Genomic DNA, 17,031 nt, shown 5'->3' with positions numbered 1-17,031 from the left:
GGGGAGTCGAGGAGGTAGCACGAGGACATCTGGGGGTGCCGGGTGCCCGAGTTGAACAGGGTGGGGGAGGAGCGCCGAGCCGCTCGTCGACCGCGTACGGGTCCGCGTCCAGGTCGAACAGCCGCCGCAGCCGCTGGACGGCGGTGGTCAGGTCCCGCAGGTCGGTGAGGTGCAGCCGGGCGGCGAGCCAGCCGCCCGGGTGGGCGCCCGCCCCGGTCCTCGGCCCGCCCGTGCGCTCCTCGACGGCGGCGATGCCGGTGCCGTGGGGCAGCCGCAGCGTGCGCCGGTGGACCCGGCGGCCGGGCGGGCCGGTCACCTCCTCGACCCCGGGGACGGCCTCCCGCTGGAGCAGGTCGAACACGGCGGCGGACCGGTACGGCCCCCGGTGAGCGAGCCGCAGCGGGATCCCGGCGCCGGGCGTCGCGGTCCGCCGGCCCCGGGCCGCCCCGCCGGGCGCTGCGGCCCGCAGCGCGCTGGGCGTGGCCGCGTACACCGCGCGGATCGTGTCGTTGAACTGCCGGACACTGGCGAACCCGGCCGCGAACGCGACCTCGGTGACCGGCAGTGCGGTGGTCTGCAGCAGCACCCGCGCGGTGTGCGCCCGCTGCGCGCGGGCCAGCGCGACGGGGCCCGCGCCGAGTTCGGCGGTGAGCTGCCGCTGGACCTGCCGCGGGCTGTACCCCAGCCGCGCGGCGAGCCCGGCGACGCCCTCCCGATCCACCACGCCGTCGCCGATCAGCCGCATCGCCCGGCCCACGACGTCCGCGCGTACGTTCCATTCCGCGGACCCGGGCACGGCGTCCGGCCGGCACCGCCGGCACGCCCGGAACCCCGCCCCCTGCGCGGCGGCCGCCGTCGCGAAGAACCGCACGTTGTGCCGCTTCGGCGTGACCGCCGGGCAACTGGGCCGGCAGTAGATCCCGGTCGTCCCGACGGCGAAGAAGAACTCCCCGTCGAACCGCCCGTCCCGGCTGCGGACGGCTTCGTACCTGGTGTCCTCGTCCGTCATGTCTTCCAGTGTGGGCGAGCGCGGGGGGCCACGGCTGGCGGGAATCGGACACCGACCCGACCGCCCCGGCCCGGCCCGGCGGATCCAGCCCGTCCGGCGTTCGAGGACGAGGCCGTCCGGCCGTGCGGGCCGAGGCGGGGGCCTGGCGCGCGGGCCCGGGGGCCTGGGGGCCTGGGGGCCTGGAGCGGCAGCCCCCAGCCGCGGCGGGGACGGCCCGGACTCCTACCGCAGGCCGCCCCGCTTGGCCTCCATCGCGGCCTTGCCCATCGCACCCTTCCGTTTCCAGTCCCGCCGGAGTTCCGCGCGGACCCGCGCGTCGGTCTTGGCGACGATCCACTGGTTCTCCCGCATGAGCTTGCGGTAGCTCTCCAGCCGCCGCACCGGCAGCTCCCCGGAGTCGACGGCCGCCAGTACCGCGCACCCGGGCTCGCTCTCGTGCGCGCAGTCGTGGAACCGGCATCCCCCGGCCAGTTCCTGGATCTCGGAGAACACCTGCCCGACGCCCGCCTCGGCGTCGAACAGCCCCACTCCGCGCAGCCCCGGCGTGTCGATCAGCACGCCCCCGCCGGACAGCGCGAGCAGGTTGCGCGTGGTGGTGGTGTGGCGCCCCTTGCCGTCCACGTCCCGCGCGGCGCGGACGTCCATCACGTCCTCGCCGAGCAGCGCGTTGGCGAGGGTGGACTTGCCGGCACCGGACTGCCCGAGCAGCACGGACGTCCCCCCGCCGACCGTGGCGACGAGCACGTCGAGCCCGTCGCCGTGCAACGCGCTGACGGTGAGCACCGGCACGCCCGGCGCCGTCGTCTCCACGTCCCGCACGAGGTACGACAGCGCCACCGGGTCCGGCACGAGGTCGGCCTTGGTGAGCGCGACCACGGGCTGCGCGCCGGACTCCCAGGCGAGGGCCAGGAACCGCTCGACGCGGCCGAGGTCGAGTTCGACGGCCAGCGAGACGGCGATGACCGCGTGATCGACGTTGGCGGCGAGGATCTGCCCCTCGGACCGCTTGGAGGAGGTGGACCGCACGAAGGCGGTGCGGCGCGGCAGCAGCGTCCGCACGTACCGCGGGTCGCCGCCTTCGGGGTCGACGGCGGCCCAGTCCCCGGTGCACACGACCTTCATGGGGTCGCGGGGGACGACGAACTCGGTGTCGGCACGGACGACGCCGGCCGGGGTGACGACGTCGCACAGGCCACGATCCACCCGTACGACACGGCCGGGCAGGAGACCCCGCTCGGCAAAGGGAGCGAACTCGGCTTCCCAGCCCTCGTCCCAGCCGTAGGGAGCCAGGGGGTGCGACGGGGCGGAAGAGGCCGGAAGAGAAGAGAGATTCAAGGGGAAACCCTTCACAGGGCGGCCCCGGCCGCGCGCACGCGCAGGCGCGAAGAAGGCAGGAAGGATCAGCCGGAGACCGCGGAGGTGGAGTGGACGAACTTCTGGTTGCGGGCAGCGCCCAGCGCAGAGACAGCCATCGGTCACACCTCACGTTTCTCACTCGGCGGACGGCAGCGGCCAACAGCAACTGCCGGAAACGTGGCTCACCTTAAAGGCGCCCTCCTGCGGGCGCCACCGATTTTCCGGCCGGGTCGCGGTCACATTCGGCTGATTCACTTCCCTACATGTCTGAATCGTGACATGTGGAGCACAGCGCCGTCCGTGGAGCTGTGCTAGAGTTGCGGAGTCGCAGTTGTGGTACCCATATGCTTATGTGCGCCTGACGGGAATGTTTCTCCTTCAGGCGCATTATTTGTTTTCCGGCATCTCCGGATGGGGCCTCTGCCTACAGAAGGAGAATGTCATGGCACAGGGAACCGTGAAGTGGTTCAACGCCGAAAAGGGTTTCGGCTTCATCCAGCAGGACGGCGGCGGCCCGGACGTCTTCGCCCACTACTCGAACATCCAGAGCCAGGGCTTCCGTGAGCTCCAGGAGGGCCAGCGGGTCTCGTTCGACGTCACGCAGGGCCAGAAGGGCCCCCAGGCGGAGAACATCGTCCCCGCCTGACCGCCGGGCGCGTCATCCGCTCACCGGGGTCCGCACCGCCATGGTGCGGACCCCGGTTCGTGCTGTCTCCAGGAAGGCTAGAACCGCATGTCCCGCAGGTCCCAGAGGCCGAACCGGCGCGCCGCGTCGCCCCGGCCGTCGTCCGCGTCACCGGCCGCGTCACCGGTGAGGGAATTCCGGCTGCCGGAAAGCACGACCCCGCCACTGCCCGCCGTCGACGACTTCGCGGCTCTGGACATGCCCGCGGGGCTACTGAAGACCCTCACCGCGCAGGGCGTGACCGCACCCTTCCCCATCCAGGCCGCCACCCTGCCCAACTCCCTCGCCGGCCGCGACCTGCTGGGACGGGGGCGCACCGGCTCCGGCAAGACCCTCGCGTTCGGCCTGGCGGTCCTGGCCCGCACGGCCGGACTGCGTGCGGAGCCCACGGCACCCCTCGCTCTCGTGCTGGTGCCCACCCGGGAACTCGCCCAGCAGGTGACGGACGCGCTGACCCCCTACGCGACGGCGGTGAACCTCCGGCTGGCCACGGTGGTCGGCGGACTGTCCATCACCAAGCAGGCCGCTTCGCTCCGGCGCGGCACCGAGGTGCTCGTGGCGACTCCCGGCAGGCTCAACGACCTGGTGGAACGCGGGGACTGCGTGCTCGACCAGGTACGCATCACGGTGCTGGACGAAGCCGACCAGATGACCGACATGGGTTTCCTGCCACAGATCACCAAGCTGATCCAGCAGGTGCGGCCCGACGGACAGCGCATGCTCTTCTCGGCCACCCTGGACCGCACCATCGACCGCCTGGTCCAGCGGTTCCTGACCGACCCCGTGGTGCACTCCGTGGACCCGTCCGCGGGGGCCGTGACCACGATGGAGCACCACGTCCTGCACCTCCAGGACGAGACCGACAAGAAGGCCGTCACCACGCGCATCGCGGCCCGTGACGGGCGGGTCATCCTCTTCCTCGACACCAAGAGGTCCGCCGACCGGCTCACCAAGCGGCTGCTGGCCGTCGGTGTCCGCGCGGCGGCACTGCACGGAGGGCGTTCCCAGCCGCAGCGCACCCGCACGCTGGAGCAGTTCAAGAACGGCCAGGTCACCGCGCTGGTGGCGACGAACGTCGCGGCCCGGGGCATCCACATCGACGACCTCGACCTCGTCGTGAACGTCGATCCCCCCACCGACCACAAGGACTACCTCCACCGGGGCGGCCGCACGGCCCGTGCCGGCGGCTCGGGCAGCGTGGTCACGCTGGTCCTGCCCGACCAGAAACGGGACGTCACCCGGCTGATGTCGGACGCGGGCATCCGCCCCCGAACGGCCCGCGTCAAGTCGAGCGACACGGAACTGGCCAGCATCACCGGCGCCCGCGAGCCTTCCGGCGTGCCCGTCACCATCGAGGTCCCGCAACCGGCGGCACCGGCGGCGGCCCGCCCGGACCGGAAGACCGGCACCGAGCGCGGCAGGCGGCCGGCCCGCCGCCGAAGCGGCCGGGGCGCCGGGGCGGCGGGTGCCGGCCGCCGCAGTAGCGGCTGACCGCCTTCCGGGCCCCGCCGGACTGTGTTCTTCACTGTCCGGCTGCGGACCGAGGTCACCCGCGGCGCCGTATGGTTCGATGAGCGGCTGAGCCACCGAGCACGAGGACTGCGTGCGGGCTCGGATCGCGCACCGATGAGTTTCCCGCGCCGCGCCGGTCTGTACGCGTGGGACCGACTCACGGAAGGCTGGCGCCATGCGGAAACTGATCTACGGCATGAACCTGACACTGGACGGCTACATCGCCGCCCCCGGCGACGACATCGGCTGGAGCGCGCCGAGCGACGAGCTGTTCCAGTTCTGGTCCGACCAGTTGCAGGCGACCGACCTGTCGCTGTACGGGGGCAAGCTGTGGCAGACGATGAGCTCCCACTGGCCGACCGCCGACCAGCAGCCGGACGCCACCCCGGCGGAGATCGAGTTCGCGCGCCGCTGGCGGGACATGTCGAAGGCGGTGTTCTCCTCGACGATCGACAAGGTCGACTGGAACACCCGCCTGGTCACCGGCGACGCGGTCGCCGAGATCACCCGGCTCAAGGCCGAGCACGGCGGCCCGATGGCCATCGGCGGCGCGACGCTCGCCGGGGCGGCCGTGCGGGCCGGGCTGGTCGACGAGTACGTGCTGGTCACCGCGCCGGTCCTGGTGGGCGGCGGCACGCCGTTCTTCACCGCGCTGGACAACTGGGTGGACCTGAACCTGGTGGAGACGCGAACGCTTCCCCGCGGCGTGATCCTGACCAGGTACGAGACGAGGCGCTGAGCGTCCGGCACGCGACTCGACCGCCTGCCGGGTCCCCGCGAACGCACCCCGCCGGTCCTGGTCACCCAGGTCCCGGCGGGGATCGGCGGGCAGGCGGTCGACCGGCTCTCCCCGCCGCGTTCGAGGACGAGTCCGTCGAGAAGCCGGGCCGCTGACCGGCCCGCGCGCGGCGGCCGTGGAGCCGCCCGCTCGTCAGCGGGCCGCCGGCCGCGCTACTTCGCGCAGGTCTCGCCGTTGAGCGTGAAGTCGTACGGTGCCGAGTTGCTGCCGTGCCGGGAGGCGAGGAAGCCGAAGGAGAGGCTGTCGCCCGCGGCGACGGACTTGTTGTAGTCGGCGGCCTCGGCGGTGACGCGGGAGCCGTGCTGGCTGAAGCTCGCGTCCCACATCTGGCCCACCGACTGGCCGTCGCGGAAGGACCAGGCGACGCGCCAGCCCGACAGTGCCTCGTCCGTGGTGACGGTGACAGTGGCCTGGAAGCCGTCGGGCCACTGGTTGACCAGGTCGTACTGGACCCGGCAGACCGGCGAGGTGCCGGCGGAACCGCCGTCGCCGGGGGTCTCGTGGGCGGTGGAGGAGGAGGTGCCCTGCGGTTCCGGATCGGAATCGGATTCGGATTCGGATTCGGCGGGATCGGACTTGCTCGACGTGCCGCGCGAGGGGGGGTCGGCGGAGCGGGACGCCGAGGCCGAGGGCAGCGGGGCCGCGGTCGGCAGGGAGGGGCTGGGGTCGGCGACGGGCAGGCGGTCGTCACGGGCGGCCGCCGCGGTGTCGTCGCCGGAGGAGCCGAACGGCATCATCGACACCCCGAGCGCCAGCATCGACAGCAGGACGGCCGCGGCGAGCAGCCCGTTGCGCACGACCCGGTGGCGGTGCGCGGCGTCCCCGGGCTCTCCGGTCTCCGGGTCCCGCTGGGGGCTCGCCTTGCCCTGGCGGACCTCCACGGCCCGGCGGCGGCGCTCGAGGTAGGCGAGGCCGCCCCAGCCGATCACGCCGCCCGCCAGGGCCGCGGGTATGCCGCCGCCGTGCAGCCGCAGGCAGGCGGCGGCCTCGGCGCACTGCACGCAGGTCGCGAGGTGCCGCGAGAGGTCCTCGGGGGTGTCGGCGGCGGCCGAGCGGGTGACCGCGTCGAGGAGACGCGCGTAGCTGCGGCACTGCGCGTCCATCGGCGAGTCGACGTGGGCACGGTGGCAGCGGTCCCGGAACAGGCCCCGCACCTGGTCCAGTTCACGGGCCGCGGCGTTCGGGTCGAGGCCCAGGCGGCGGGCGACGGCGGGCAGCGGCATCGCCTCCACCTCGGCCAGCCACAGCAGCGACGCGTCCGCGTCCTGCATGTCCCGCAGACCGCGCAGGGCGACCGGGCGCAGCAGGGGCGGCCCGGTGTAGCGGGCGGCCTTCTCGGAGTTGAGCCACAGTCTGAGGTCGGGGTCGAGCTTGTGGCCGCGGCCGTCGGCCTCCCAGGCGGCCGTCGTGGTGCGTACGGCGGTGAGCAGCAGGGGGATCATGGGCAGCCGGGCCGGACGGCGGCCGGCGCCGCGCCCCGGCGTGGCCTCGGCCGCGCGGGCCTCGCGCAGTCCGAGCGCGAAGGCCTCGTTGGCCAGCTCGTTGGCCGAGACTGCGCCGGAGGTGCACAGGTCGGCATAGGAAAGCACCGCGTCCCAGTACTCGGAGAACAGCGCGGCCTCGGCGGCGTCCTGGGGCTTCGGCAGGTCGGGCATGGGTCTCCTGCATCCACAAGCGAGGTCAACTCACCATTCTTGGCGACGGAGTTGGGGGGAACCTCGCGGCAGGGCCAGAGCCTTTCACGTCACCGTCACAACTGACAAGCTGCGTATTCAAATCCGGTTGCCGGCGACCCCGCGGCCGGTCCGCCCGGTCGCGCGGACACCGGATCCACCGGTCCGTCAGCCGCCGTGCCGCCGCCGGAACGCTCCACGGTCCTGGCCCGCCCCACACGTCAGCCCGATGATAGGGACATGACGACGCGGTGCGGGAACATGGCCGCGGACCGCGCTCCGGTCACGGAACGCGCTGGTGTCCACCGTGCCCCACATCTCCGGCCTCTTGTACGGACGCGACCGCGTTCCGTCTCACCGTCCGTCGCGGCAGGATCACGCCTGTGCCGGTTCCCGCGCCGGGAGGCTGTCCATGAAGGAACTGACGGAGAAGACGGCGTGTCCGGGGCCGGGCGGGCCGTAGCCGGGGGGCGAGGAGAGGCCGAAGTCGTCCATGGTGGCGCGGTAGGCCTCCAGCAGACGGATGTGGTACTCCAGCGGCGCGCCCTGCGGGTTGGCCTTGCCGAGCGGGGTGGTGGGCTCGGGGCACCAGGTGGTGAAGCGGGGCGTGATGCCGTGCGACATGAAGAAGCGCAGGCCCTCCGTGGTGGAGGCGATGGCCTCGTCGACGGTGGTGAAGCCGAAGGGCTCGGCCATCTCCACGCCCGCGACGAAGTTGGGGATGACGTTGCGGGCGCCGAACACCTCCGCCGAGTCCAGGATCCGCCGGTGCCACTCGTCGCGGCCGACGTAGCGTTCCTTGCCCGGGCAGTACAGCTCGAACAGGCGGCGGTCCCACACCTCGTAGTTGGGGTGGTAGATCTGCACGCCGTAGTCCTTGAACCGCTGCACGTCGTCGCGGGGCAGCGCCTGGGCGACGACCTTGCCGATCCAGCGGCCCGGGAAGCGCTCCTCGATGGCCTTGGCGTAGTGGCCGTAGAAGTCGGCCTCGTCGCGCCCGGCGACGGTCCTGGTGATGGCACCGCCGGTGAGGGTGTAGGCGGTGGACGCCTTCTGGGTGTCGTACCGGTCGATGATCTCCAGCGCCTCGAGGACCTCCTCCACGTCCTTGACGCCGGTGTACGGGCGGCCGGCCGCCTTGTGCTGGCGCCAGTTGTGGTTGATGTCGCAGTACTGGCACTCCTCCTTGGCGCCGAAGTACTGGCAGACCCGGAAGACGGTGAGGTAGATCAGGTAGCCCCACTGGATGGTCGGGGCGACCTCCATCACGGACTTCCCGTTGGACAGGGTGTGCCGGTAGTACTCGGGCATCGGCGGCACGCCGACGTCCGCGATCCGCTTCCCGTCGAGGTACAGCCCGAGCAGCCCCTCGTCGTCGGCGGCGACCCGGTAGGGCGAGGCCGGGTTGACGCGTACGGAGACGACGGTGCGCCGCAGGCCGTACGGGCCGCCGGTGAGGATGATCTCCTCGGGGGGCCGGCGCAGCGCGGCCTCGCCGAGCTCGGGCAGGGTGCCGTGGTCGAAGGAGAAGATGAAGTACGACTTCGGCTTCACCTCGCCACCCTCGTTGTCGGACAACGCGGACGCGTCGAAGGCGACCCCGCCCCGGAGCAGGTCCTCCTTGAAGACGGCTTCCCGCGGTACGTGCGGGAACCTCTCCATCAGATCCTCGACCAGCGCGGTACGGCTGCCCATCCCGTGTCTCCTCCCGGCTCAGGCGTTCGACTCCTCACGGTATGCCCCCGCCTGTGCGACCGCCCGGCCGGGTCCCCTCGTGGCGCGCGCGTGGCGCGGGTCACGGCCGCCTGGTCGACTCCCGCAGCACCACGTGGGTGCCCAGCACCAGGTGCCGGCCGTCGGGCGGCTCGTCGCGGTGCAGGGCCAGGCGGACCGCGGCGCGGCCGAGCTCCTCCTGGGGGACGTGCACGGTGGTGAGCGCGGGATACACGTCGCGGGCGACCGGGATGTCGTCGTAGCCGGCGACCGCGACATCGTCGGGGATGCGCCGTCCCCCCTCGCGCAGGGCCTGGACCACGCCGGTGGCGATCGTGTCGGTGGCGGCGAAGACCGCGGTGAACTCCGCGCCCGCCTCCAGGAGTTCGCGGGTGGCCCGGTAGCCGTAGGGGCGGGAGAAGACGCCGTCGAGGATCAGGCCGGGATCCGGGGCCAGGCCGAGGAGTTCGTGGGCCCGGGTGAAGCCGCTGACGCGCCCGTCGCTGGTGGACAGACCGGGGACCCGGCCGAGGTAGGCGATGCGCCGGTGGCCCGCGGACAGCAGATGGGTGGCCAGGGCGAACGCGCCGCCCTCGTTGTCGTAGTCGACCACCGTGGCGGGCACGCCCGGTCCGAGCGGCGGGCGGCCGACCAGGACCAGCCGGGAGCCCGCCCGGTCCAGGGCGTGCGCGAAGTGGGTCATGCGGTCCTGGTAGGGCTTGTCGTCCCAGGCCCCGCCGACCACGATCACCGCGTCCGCCCGCTGCTCGCGCATGGTCTCCACGACGGCGAGGATGCGGCGCGGGTCGCCGTGCGTGGTGCACAGCATGCACAGGCGGCCCTCCGCGGCGGCCTGCTCCTCCACCCCGCGGGCGATGTGGGCGTAGAAGGGGCTGGTGACGTCGTCGACGACGAAGGCGACCGTCTTGCTGGTGACGCCGCCGAGGGCCCGGGCGTGCGCGTTGACCACGTAGTCCAGTTCGCGCATGGCCTCGAGGACCCTGGCGCGGGTGGCCTCGGCCACCGGGTAGGTGCCGCCGAGGACGCGGGAGACCGTCGAGGCGGAGACCCCGGCGCGGGCGGCGACGTCCCGTACGGTCGAGGCGTCGCCGCCCGCCGCCCGCGTCCGCTTCGCCGTGCTCACGCCATCCGCTCCAGCGCGGTGTGGTCGATCGTATGCACCAGCCGGCTGCCGGCCGCGAGCCGTGCGGCCTCCTCCACGACCGTCTGTCCGAGGCGGGCGACCTCGTTGCCCAGGGAGCCGGCGAGGTGGGGGGTGACGAAGGCGTTGGGCAGGTCGAACAGCGGCGAGTCGGCGGGCAGCGGCTCGGGGTCGGTGACGTCGAGGATCGCGCTCAGACGTCCGGCGCGCACCTCGGTGACCAGGGCGTCGTGGTCGACGAGCGAGCCGCGCGCGGTGTTGATCAGGACCGAGCCCGTGGGCATCAGGGCGAGTTCCCGGGCGCCGACGAGGTGCCGGGTCTCGGGGGTCTGCGGGGCGTGCACGGTGACGATGTCCGAGGTGCGCAGCAGCTCGTCCAGCGTGACGAGGGGGACGCCGAGCCGGGCGGCCTCCGCCTCGTCGACGTAGGGGTCGGCGAGGCTCAACCGCAGGTCGTGGGGGCGCAGCAGTTCGATCAGCCGGCGGCCGATGCGGGAGGCGCCGACGATGCCGACGCGGCGGCCGTGGTTGCCGATGCCGGGCAGGAGGTCCCCGTAGGGGAAGGTGCGCCGGGTGCGGAGCTGGTCGCGGTATTCGAAGACGTTCTTCCCGGCGAGCAGGATCATGGCGAGCGTGTACTCGGCGACGGGCAGCGCGTTGGCGGCGGCGGCCGAGGAGACCGCGATGCCGCGCCGCCAGACCTCCTCGGTGGTGAAATCCTTGACCGAGCCGGCCGCGTGGAGGACCGCGCGCAGCCTGGGTGCCGCGTCCAGGGCAGCCGTGTCCAGGCGGGGGCAGCCCCAGCCGGTGATCAGGACCTCGGTGCGGGCGAGGGTCTCCCGTATCCGTGGGCCGGTGAAGTCCCGGGCCACCAGAGTGGGATCGATTTCTACGTGCTCGCGCAGCCGCGCGAGCACCTCCGGCGGGAAGATGTGCGGCATGTTCTGCTCCGTCATGGCGAACAGTGCCTGGGGACGCTCGGGCAAGGAAGTGATCCTCCGCCTCGGTGACGCGTGGACAGCAACCGGTCTCTACGCTAGGCGGGGGCGAATGAGAGGGTCAATGGACACGCATGCACCGGGAGGGGCAGGGATGACTCAGTCGGTCACCAACTGGGCGCGCAACATCACCTACACGGCGAAGGAGTTCCACCGTCCGGACTCGCACGAGGCGCTGCGGGCCCTGGTGGCCCGGAACGCGAAGGTGCGTGTGCTGGGCAGCGGGCACTCCTTCAACACGATCGCCGACCCGGGCGCCGACGGCGTCCTGCTGTCGATCGCCGGCCTCCCGCCGGTGCTCGAGGTGGACACCGCGGCCCGTACGGTACGGGTCTCGGGCGGCGTCCCGTACGCGGAACTGGCCCGCGCCGTCCACGCGCACGGCCTCGCCCTGCCCAACATGGCGTCGCTGCCGCACATCTCGGTGGCCGGTTCGGTGGCGACCGGCACCCATGGCTCCGGGACCGGCAACGGGCCGCTGGCCGCGGCGGTGCGCGCGGTGGAACTGGTCGCCGCGGACGGCTCGACGGTGACGTTCGCGCGCGGGGAGGAGGGCTTCGACGGCGCGGTGACCTCCCTGGGAGCGCTGGGCGTGGTCACCACGCTGACCCTGGACCTGGAACCGGCGTACGAGGTGGAGCAGCACCTGTTCACGGAACTGCCGCTGGACGGGCTGGACTTCGAGGCGGTGGCGGGGGCCGCGTACAGCGTGAGCCTGTTCACCGACGCCCGGGCGGCCGGCTTCCGGCAGGTGTGGGTGAAGCGGCGCACCGACCAGGCGCCGGTGGCCTTCCCGTGGGCCGCGCCGGCCACCGTGGCGCTGCATCCGGTGCCGGGCATGCCGGCGGAGAACTGCACCGAGCAGTTCGGGGTGCCGGGGCCGTGGCACGAGCGGCTGCCGCACTTCCGGGCCGAGTTCACGCCGAGCAGTGGGGCGGAGCTGCAGTCGGAGTACCTGCTGCCGCGGCCGGCCGCCCTCGATGCGCTGTATGCGATCGACGGGATCCGGCAGACCGTGGCCCCGGTCCTCCAGACCTGCGAAGTGCGGACGGTCGCCGCCGACCGGCAGTGGCTGAGCCCGGCCCACGGCCGGGACTCGGTGGCCCTCCACTTCACGTGGGTCGAGGACGCGGCGGCGGTGCTGCCGGTGGTGCGGCGGGTGGAGGAGGTGCTGGACGCCTTCGATCCGCGGCCGCACTGGGGGAAGGTGTATGCGATGTCCGCATACGATCTCCGTAGACGGTATGCGCACCTCACCGACTTCCAGGCCCTGGCCCGGTCCCTGGACCCGACCGGCAAGTTCACCAACGCCTTCGTGTGGGATGTCCTCGGCGCCTGACCCGCGCACGACTTTATAAAGCCCCTTTCCAAACCCCTTGTCGAAAGTCCTCGGCACGCCATAGCCTTGCGCCGCGCCGGTGCCCGTCTTGCCCGGCACGGCCTGGCAGCGATGGGAGGGGCAGCCTTCGTGAAGCGCACATCACGGGACATCCGCACCGCGAACCGTTACGAGGTGTTGCGCCAGATCATCGCCGAGTCGCCCACTTCCAGACAGGAGCTGGCGGCCGCCACGGGGCTGAGCCTGGCCACGGTGGCCACGCTCGTCGGCGAGCTGCTGGACCTGCGGATGATCACCGAGGTCGGCTTCGAGGACTCGGCGGGCGGCCGCCCCCGGGGGCTCGTGGCCGTCAATGCCGCGGGGGGCGCGCTGATCGGTGTGGACATCGCCGAGACCTACGTCCGCGTGGAGCTCTTCGACCTCGCGCTGAACGTGCTCGCCCGTGCCGAGGAGGACATGCGGCCCGGCGAGAGCCGCCCGGAGCAGGTGGTCGGCCATGCCGCCGCCGCGGTCGGGTCGGTGGTCGCGCAGGCGGGCGTCGAGGCGGCGCGCGTGCTCGGTGTCGGGGTGAGCGTGCCGGGGCAGGTGGACCGGGAGACCGGCGTCGCCGAGTACGCGCCCAACTGGGACTGGCGCGACGTACCGTTGCGCGATCTGCTCGCCGAGCACATCGCCTACCCGCTCCACCTGGACAATCCGCTGCGCGCCTGCGCGGTGGCCGAGCTGTGGTTCGGGGCCGCGCGCGGGCGCGGGAACGCCGTGGTGGTCAACCTCGGCACCGGGGTCGGCGCGGGTCTCGCGCTCGGCGGCGGGCTGCACCGGGGAGTCAGCAACAGCGCCGGCGAGTGGGGCCACACCACGCTCGTCCTGGACGGGCGACTGTGCCACTGCGGCAACCACGGCTGCGTCGAGACGTACGTCGGCGCGCCCGGCATCATGCAGAACCTGCGCGAACTCAGCCCGCAGAGCCCGCTGCTGCACCCCGAGGACCAGACGGCCACCGTCGACGCCCTGGCCCGGGCCGTCGCCACGCACGACCCGGTGGCCGTCAAGGTCGTCCGGGACACCGCCCGTTACCTCGGCGCCGGCATCTCCGACCTGATCAACCTGCTCAACCCCGAGGTGGTCGTGCTCAGCAGCTGGGTCGCCGCCCGGCTCGGTGAGCCGCTGCTCGACGAGGTGCGCGAGGCCGTCGCACGGCACGCGCTCAGGCGGCCGCTGGCCGCCACCGAGATCGTCCTGTCCCCCATCCCCACCGACCCGGTGTGCCTGGGCGCGGCGACGTTCGCGCTGGAGGGCGCGTTGCAGTCCGCCGGGCAGAAGACCACCGCGAAACGCACCACCCCCGCAAGGAGCCGTAGCGCACCACCTTCATGACGACGGAAGGGATGCACGTGCCTCACCCCCGCACCACGAAGTCCCGCACCAAGAGACCCCGCACCAGAAGATCCCTGGTCCTGACAGCCGCAGCCGCTCTCGCTGTCACCGGCCCCCTGGTGTCCGCCCCCACCGCCTCGGCCGCCGCCCCCACGGCGGCCGAGGTCTCCCCCCACGCCGCGCAGACCATCGACGACATCGGCGCCTCCGGTGCCTGGTGGGTCAACGACCTCCAGCACTTCTCGCCCGCCGTGCAGGCCCGGGTCGCCAGGCTGCTGTTCTCCGCCAGGGGCCTGGACCTGAGTTCGTACCGCTACAACATCGGCGGAGGTGGTGTCGGCGTCACCACCCCGGCCCGGGCCGCCGAGGACTTCCTCGGTCCCGACGGCGGCTACGACTGGGGCAAGGACAAGGGCGGCCGGACGTTCCTCGAGTATGCCGCCCGGTACGGCGTCGATGACCTGATCGGCTTCGTCAACAGCGCGCCCGCCCGGTGGACGACCAACGGGCAGAGCTGCGGCGGTGAACTGAAGGCGGAGAACGAGCCGGACTTCGCCGAGTACGTCGCGGACGTCACCGACCACTTCGCCCGCAGGGGCGTCCGGCTGGACTACGTCAGCCCCTTCAACGAGCCGGACAACGACTTCGGTTCGTGCGGCCAGGAGGGCATGAAGGTCACGGTCGGCCAACGTGACGACATCGTGCGGGCGCTGGGGGCCGAGCAGCGGGCGCGGCACCAGAAGACCTCCGTCATCGCGGACGAGTCCAGCCAGACGACCCAGTTCGTGTCCGAGCTGCCGCAGTGGATCTCGCAGCCGGGCACCGCGCAGTACGTGTCGGCGCTGGCCCACCACACGTACAACAACCCGAACGACGGCCAGCTGGGCAACGTCCACGAGACGGCGAGAGCGGTCGGCAAGAAATCCTGGGCCACCGAGATCTGCTGCTTCGGCAAGGGCACCACGGGCTGGAACCAGGAGTACGACCCGACCATCGACAACGCCCTGCTGATGTCGAGGATCATCTACAAGGACTTCGCGAGCGCCCACGACTCGGCGTTCCAGTGGTGGGTGGCCCTCGCCAGCGGGTACGGCAGTGATCCGGCCGCGAGGAACGACGAGGGCTGGAACGACGGCCTGATCTACTACGACCCCGACTACGCCGCCAACGGCAACCAGACGCTGTACTTCACCAAGCGGTACTACGCGCTCGGCCAGTACAGCAAGTTCGTGAAACCGGGCTCGGTCGCGCACAACGTGACCGGGGCGCCGGCCGGCGTGGAGGTGTCGTCGTACGACCGGGACGGCAGGTGGGTCGTCGTGGTCAACAACCACAACACCACGGACACCGCGCTGGACCTGCACTTCAACAGCAGGACACCGGTGCGGGCCCGGCAGGCCGTCCGTACCTCGGCCACCGAGGACTGGGCGGACGTCGCCAAGCCGTCGGTCAGCGACGGCACACTGTCCGCGACGCTCGCCGCGCGCTCCGTCACGACCTACGTGCTTGACCAGAGGGGGCACGGCACGTCGGCCGTGACCGGCGCCTGGCAGGGCAAACAGTCCGGCAAGTGCCTGACCGCGGACGTTTCCGGGGCGGCGATCAGCACCTGCACCGGCGAGGCCGGACAGTCCTGGTCGTACGACGCCAGGGGCGCCCTGAAGGGTGCCGCCGGATACCTGACGGCCGGGAGTACGGGCCTGACGGCGTCCGCGGAGTACACCGGCGACGCGGGCCAGCGCTGGCTGCTGAACGCCAACGGCCAGATCGTGAGCGAAGCGTCCGGCACGTGCCTGGACGTGAGCGGACAGGCGACCGCCGACGGCAGCAAGGTGATCCTGTACAGCTGCAACGGCGGCGGCAACGAGTCCTGGGCCAGGCAGTAGCCACCCCTCCCCCCTGACCGAGGGCCGCCGGCCACCCTGACCCGGCGGCCCTCAACCCCTCTGCCCGAGCTTCCCGTTCGTGATTCCGAACGGCAGGCAACGCTTCGAGCAGACTTCGTCCAACCCCTTGCCGAAGCCTTAGCCGAAGGTTAACGTCCCGCTCCGCAGGCCCACCGATTGCAGCCATCGGGCACTGGAGCAAAGAGCCGCAGCACCACTCGAGAAGACAAGGACGTCAGCATGTCGGCAATGAGCAGCAGCAACTGGGACCGCCGATCGATATTCCGGGCCGCCGCGGGCATGGCCGCCGCCGGCACGCTGGCCGCGTGCGGCAGCAACACCGGCCGCAGCGGCGGGAGCGGGTCGGGCAAGCAGCTCACCCAGATGTTCCACGCCTACGGCGAGGCGGGCACGGAGCAGGCCATCAAGCGGTACGCGGCCGCGTACAAGAAGGCCGGCGTGAACACCCAGTGGATCACCGGCAACACCTTCGAGACGAAGCTGTTCTCGGCGCTGCTGACCAAGCAGGCACCCGACGTCTTCGAGTTCCACCCGCAGCTCCAACTCGTCAAGAGCGGCCAGGTCGCGGACCTGAGCGACCTCATCGACCCGGTCAAGGACGACTTCAACCAGAACGACATCACGTCCCACACGGTCGACGGGAAGATCTACGGGATCCGGATGATCGACGACCCGCAGTTCTTCTACTACCGCAAGTCGATGCTGGAGAAGGCCAAGGTCGACGTGCCGACCACGCTCGACGAGCTGATCGAGGCGGCCGCCAAGCTCACCACCGACAAGGTCAAGGGCGCCTTCCTCGGCAACGACTTCACCGCCGTGCAGAACAACCTGATCGGGTCGGCCGGCGCCGAGTCCCTCGACGCGAAGAACCAGATCGCCTACCACACCGACGGCGTCGTCGAGGGCCTGAAGAAGCTGCGGAAGCTGTTCTCGAGCGGTCACGTGCTGCTGGACGCCCCGACCGACTGGTGGGACCCGTCCGCGCTCGACCAGGGCCTGTGCGCCATCCAGTGGGGCGGCATGTGGTCCATGCCGGTGATGCAGAAGGCACTCGGCGACGACCTGGGCATCTTCCCGTTCCCGAAGGTCGGGGACAGCGGCAGGCCGTCGGTCACCAACGGCGGCTGGTCGATGTTCGTCAACGCCAAGGGCAAGAACGTCGACGCGGCCAAGGAGTACGTGAAGTGGCTGTGGATCGAGCAGAAGAAGTACCAGGAGGACTGGGCGCTGTCGTACGGCTTCCACATCCCGCCGCGGACCTCGATCGCGAACGGCGCCGCCAAGCTCAAGTCCGGTCTGCCGGCCGAGGCCGTCAAGCTCTTCACCGACTACGGCCACTTCGACAACATCGCCTGGGACCAGGTCATGATCACGGCGTTCAACGACGTGATCGCCTCCGCCGTCCGCAAGAACGGCAACCCGGAAGCAGCCCTCGACGCCTGTGACAAGAAGGTCGACGTCGAGCTGAAGAAGCTGTTCGGATAGGCCGCCGGGAAGACCA

The 17,031-nt window shown here is 71.9% G+C and carries 14 protein-coding genes; 7 read left to right on the top strand and 7 right to left on the bottom strand.

Annotation, left to right across the window (positions count from 1 at the left end):
• Both ABZX30_RS03540 and rsgA read right to left on the bottom strand, forming a co-directional pair.
• On the bottom strand, positions 1-1,009 hold a 1,009-nt coding region (locus ABZX30_RS03540; protein ID WP_355928264.1), incomplete at its 3' end, for an Ada metal-binding domain-containing protein.
• A gap of 222 nt (positions 1,010-1,231) precedes the next feature.
• Positions 1,232-2,344, bottom strand: coding sequence for a ribosome small subunit-dependent GTPase A (rsgA, locus tag ABZX30_RS03535; RefSeq protein WP_355928262.1), 1,113 nt, complete (start codon positions 2,342-2,344; stop codon positions 1,232-1,234).
• Between the two features lie 463 nt (positions 2,345-2,807).
• Between rsgA and ABZX30_RS03530 the strand changes: the two genes are divergently transcribed.
• Entirely contained in the window at positions 2,808-3,011 is a 204-nt protein-coding gene (locus ABZX30_RS03530; protein ID WP_016578941.1) for a cold-shock protein, read from the top strand.
• 77 nt (positions 3,012-3,088) lie between these two features.
• Here the strand turns inward: ABZX30_RS03530 and ABZX30_RS03525 are convergent, their stop codons facing one another.
• Positions 3,089-3,250 carry a hypothetical protein gene (locus ABZX30_RS03525; protein ID WP_355928260.1) on the bottom strand — a complete coding sequence of 54 codons (162 nt, stop codon included), beginning with the start codon at positions 3,248-3,250 and terminating at the stop codon, positions 3,089-3,091.
• Here ABZX30_RS03525 and ABZX30_RS03520 point away from each other — a divergent pair.
• Both ABZX30_RS03520 and ABZX30_RS03515 read left to right on the top strand, forming a co-directional pair.
• Entirely contained in the window at positions 3,249-4,541 is a 1,293-nt protein-coding gene (locus ABZX30_RS03520; protein ID WP_355928257.1) for a DEAD/DEAH box helicase, read from the top strand. The two genes, ABZX30_RS03525 and ABZX30_RS03520, sit on opposite strands and share 2 nt — an antisense overlap.
• A gap of 196 nt (positions 4,542-4,737) precedes the next feature.
• Positions 4,738-5,301: a dihydrofolate reductase family protein gene (locus tag ABZX30_RS03515; RefSeq protein WP_355928255.1), complete on the top strand. Its 564-nt coding sequence runs from the start codon at positions 4,738-4,740 to the stop codon at positions 5,299-5,301.
• 212 nt (positions 5,302-5,513) lie between these two features.
• On the opposite strand, the gene ABZX30_RS03510 is transcribed toward ABZX30_RS03515, so the two are convergent.
• The 4 genes from ABZX30_RS03510 to ABZX30_RS03495 all read right to left on the bottom strand — a co-directional run bounded on the left by ABZX30_RS03510 (position 5,514) and on the right by ABZX30_RS03495 (position 10,895).
• A complete protein-coding gene (locus ABZX30_RS03510) occupies positions 5,514-7,016 on the bottom strand; it encodes a cellulose binding domain-containing protein (protein WP_355928254.1) in 1,503 nt (500 codons plus the stop codon).
• A gap of 393 nt (positions 7,017-7,409) precedes the next feature.
• Complete coding sequence (locus ABZX30_RS03505) at positions 7,410-8,729, bottom strand: radical SAM protein (RefSeq protein ID WP_355928252.1); 1,320 nt, start codon at positions 8,727-8,729, stop codon at positions 7,410-7,412.
• Between the two features lie 100 nt (positions 8,730-8,829).
• Positions 8,830-9,891 carry a LacI family DNA-binding transcriptional regulator gene (locus ABZX30_RS03500; RefSeq protein WP_355928250.1) on the bottom strand — a complete coding sequence of 354 codons (1,062 nt, stop codon included), beginning with the start codon at positions 9,889-9,891 and terminating at the stop codon, positions 8,830-8,832.
• Positions 9,888-10,895: a hydroxyacid dehydrogenase gene (locus ABZX30_RS03495; RefSeq protein ID WP_355928248.1), complete on the bottom strand. Its 1,008-nt coding sequence runs from the start codon at positions 10,893-10,895 to the stop codon at positions 9,888-9,890. The genes ABZX30_RS03500 and ABZX30_RS03495 overlap by 4 nt, the downstream gene beginning before the upstream one ends.
• A 106-nt stretch (positions 10,896-11,001) precedes the next feature.
• On the opposite strand from ABZX30_RS03495, the gene ABZX30_RS03490 reads away from it, so the two are divergent.
• The 4 genes from ABZX30_RS03490 (at position 11,002) to ABZX30_RS03475 (ending at position 17,015) form a co-directional block, all read left to right on the top strand.
• Positions 11,002-12,246, top strand: coding sequence for an FAD-binding protein (locus tag ABZX30_RS03490; RefSeq protein WP_355928246.1), 1,245 nt, complete (start codon positions 11,002-11,004; stop codon positions 12,244-12,246).
• Positions 12,247-12,375: 129 nt separating this feature from the next.
• On the top strand, positions 12,376-13,623 hold the full coding sequence (locus ABZX30_RS03485; protein ID WP_355928244.1) for an ROK family transcriptional regulator: 1,248 nt from the start codon (positions 12,376-12,378) through the stop codon (positions 13,621-13,623).
• Positions 13,624-13,634: 11 nt separating this feature from the next.
• On the top strand, positions 13,635-15,509 hold the full coding sequence (locus tag ABZX30_RS03480; protein WP_355928241.1) for a glycoside hydrolase: 1,875 nt from the start codon (positions 13,635-13,637) through the stop codon (positions 15,507-15,509).
• A gap of 240 nt (positions 15,510-15,749) precedes the next feature.
• Positions 15,750-17,015: a sugar ABC transporter substrate-binding protein gene (locus ABZX30_RS03475; RefSeq protein ID WP_355928239.1), complete on the top strand. Its 1,266-nt coding sequence runs from the start codon at positions 15,750-15,752 to the stop codon at positions 17,013-17,015.
• The last annotated feature ends 16 nt before the right edge of the window (positions 17,016-17,031 follow it).

Origin of the sequence: Streptomyces sp. NPDC004542 (genome assembly GCF_040610035.1) — a bacterium.
In the GTDB taxonomy this organism is placed as follows: Bacteria; Actinomycetota; Actinomycetes; order Streptomycetales; family Streptomycetaceae; genus Streptomyces.
This window is presented reverse-complemented; position numbering and strand designations above follow the sequence as displayed.

Excerpts from the sequence above, each read along its gene's own strand:
- ABZX30_RS03530 (WP_016578941.1), top strand. The coding sequence starts at position 2,808 with ATGGCACAGGGAACCGTGAAGTGGTTCAACGCCGAAAAGGGTTTCGGC.
- ABZX30_RS03520 (WP_355928257.1), top strand. The coding sequence starts at position 3,249 with ATGCCCGCGGGGCTACTGAAGACCCTCACCGCGCAGGGCGTGACCGCA.
- ABZX30_RS03525 (WP_355928260.1), bottom strand. The coding sequence starts at position 3,250 with ATGTCCAGAGCCGCGAAGTCGTCGACGGCGGGCAGTGGCGGGGTCGTG.
- ABZX30_RS03515 (WP_355928255.1), top strand. The coding sequence starts at position 4,738 with ATGCGGAAACTGATCTACGGCATGAACCTGACACTGGACGGCTACATC.
- ABZX30_RS03510 (WP_355928254.1), bottom strand. The coding sequence starts at position 7,016 with ATGCCCGACCTGCCGAAGCCCCAGGACGCCGCCGAGGCCGCGCTGTTC.
- ABZX30_RS03505 (WP_355928252.1), bottom strand. The coding sequence starts at position 8,729 with ATGGGCAGCCGTACCGCGCTGGTCGAGGATCTGATGGAGAGGTTCCCG.
- ABZX30_RS03490 (WP_355928246.1), top strand. The coding sequence starts at position 11,002 with ATGACTCAGTCGGTCACCAACTGGGCGCGCAACATCACCTACACGGCG.
- ABZX30_RS03480 (WP_355928241.1), top strand. The coding sequence starts at position 13,635 with ATGCACGTGCCTCACCCCCGCACCACGAAGTCCCGCACCAAGAGACCC.
- ABZX30_RS03475 (WP_355928239.1), top strand. The coding sequence starts at position 15,750 with ATGTCGGCAATGAGCAGCAGCAACTGGGACCGCCGATCGATATTCCGG.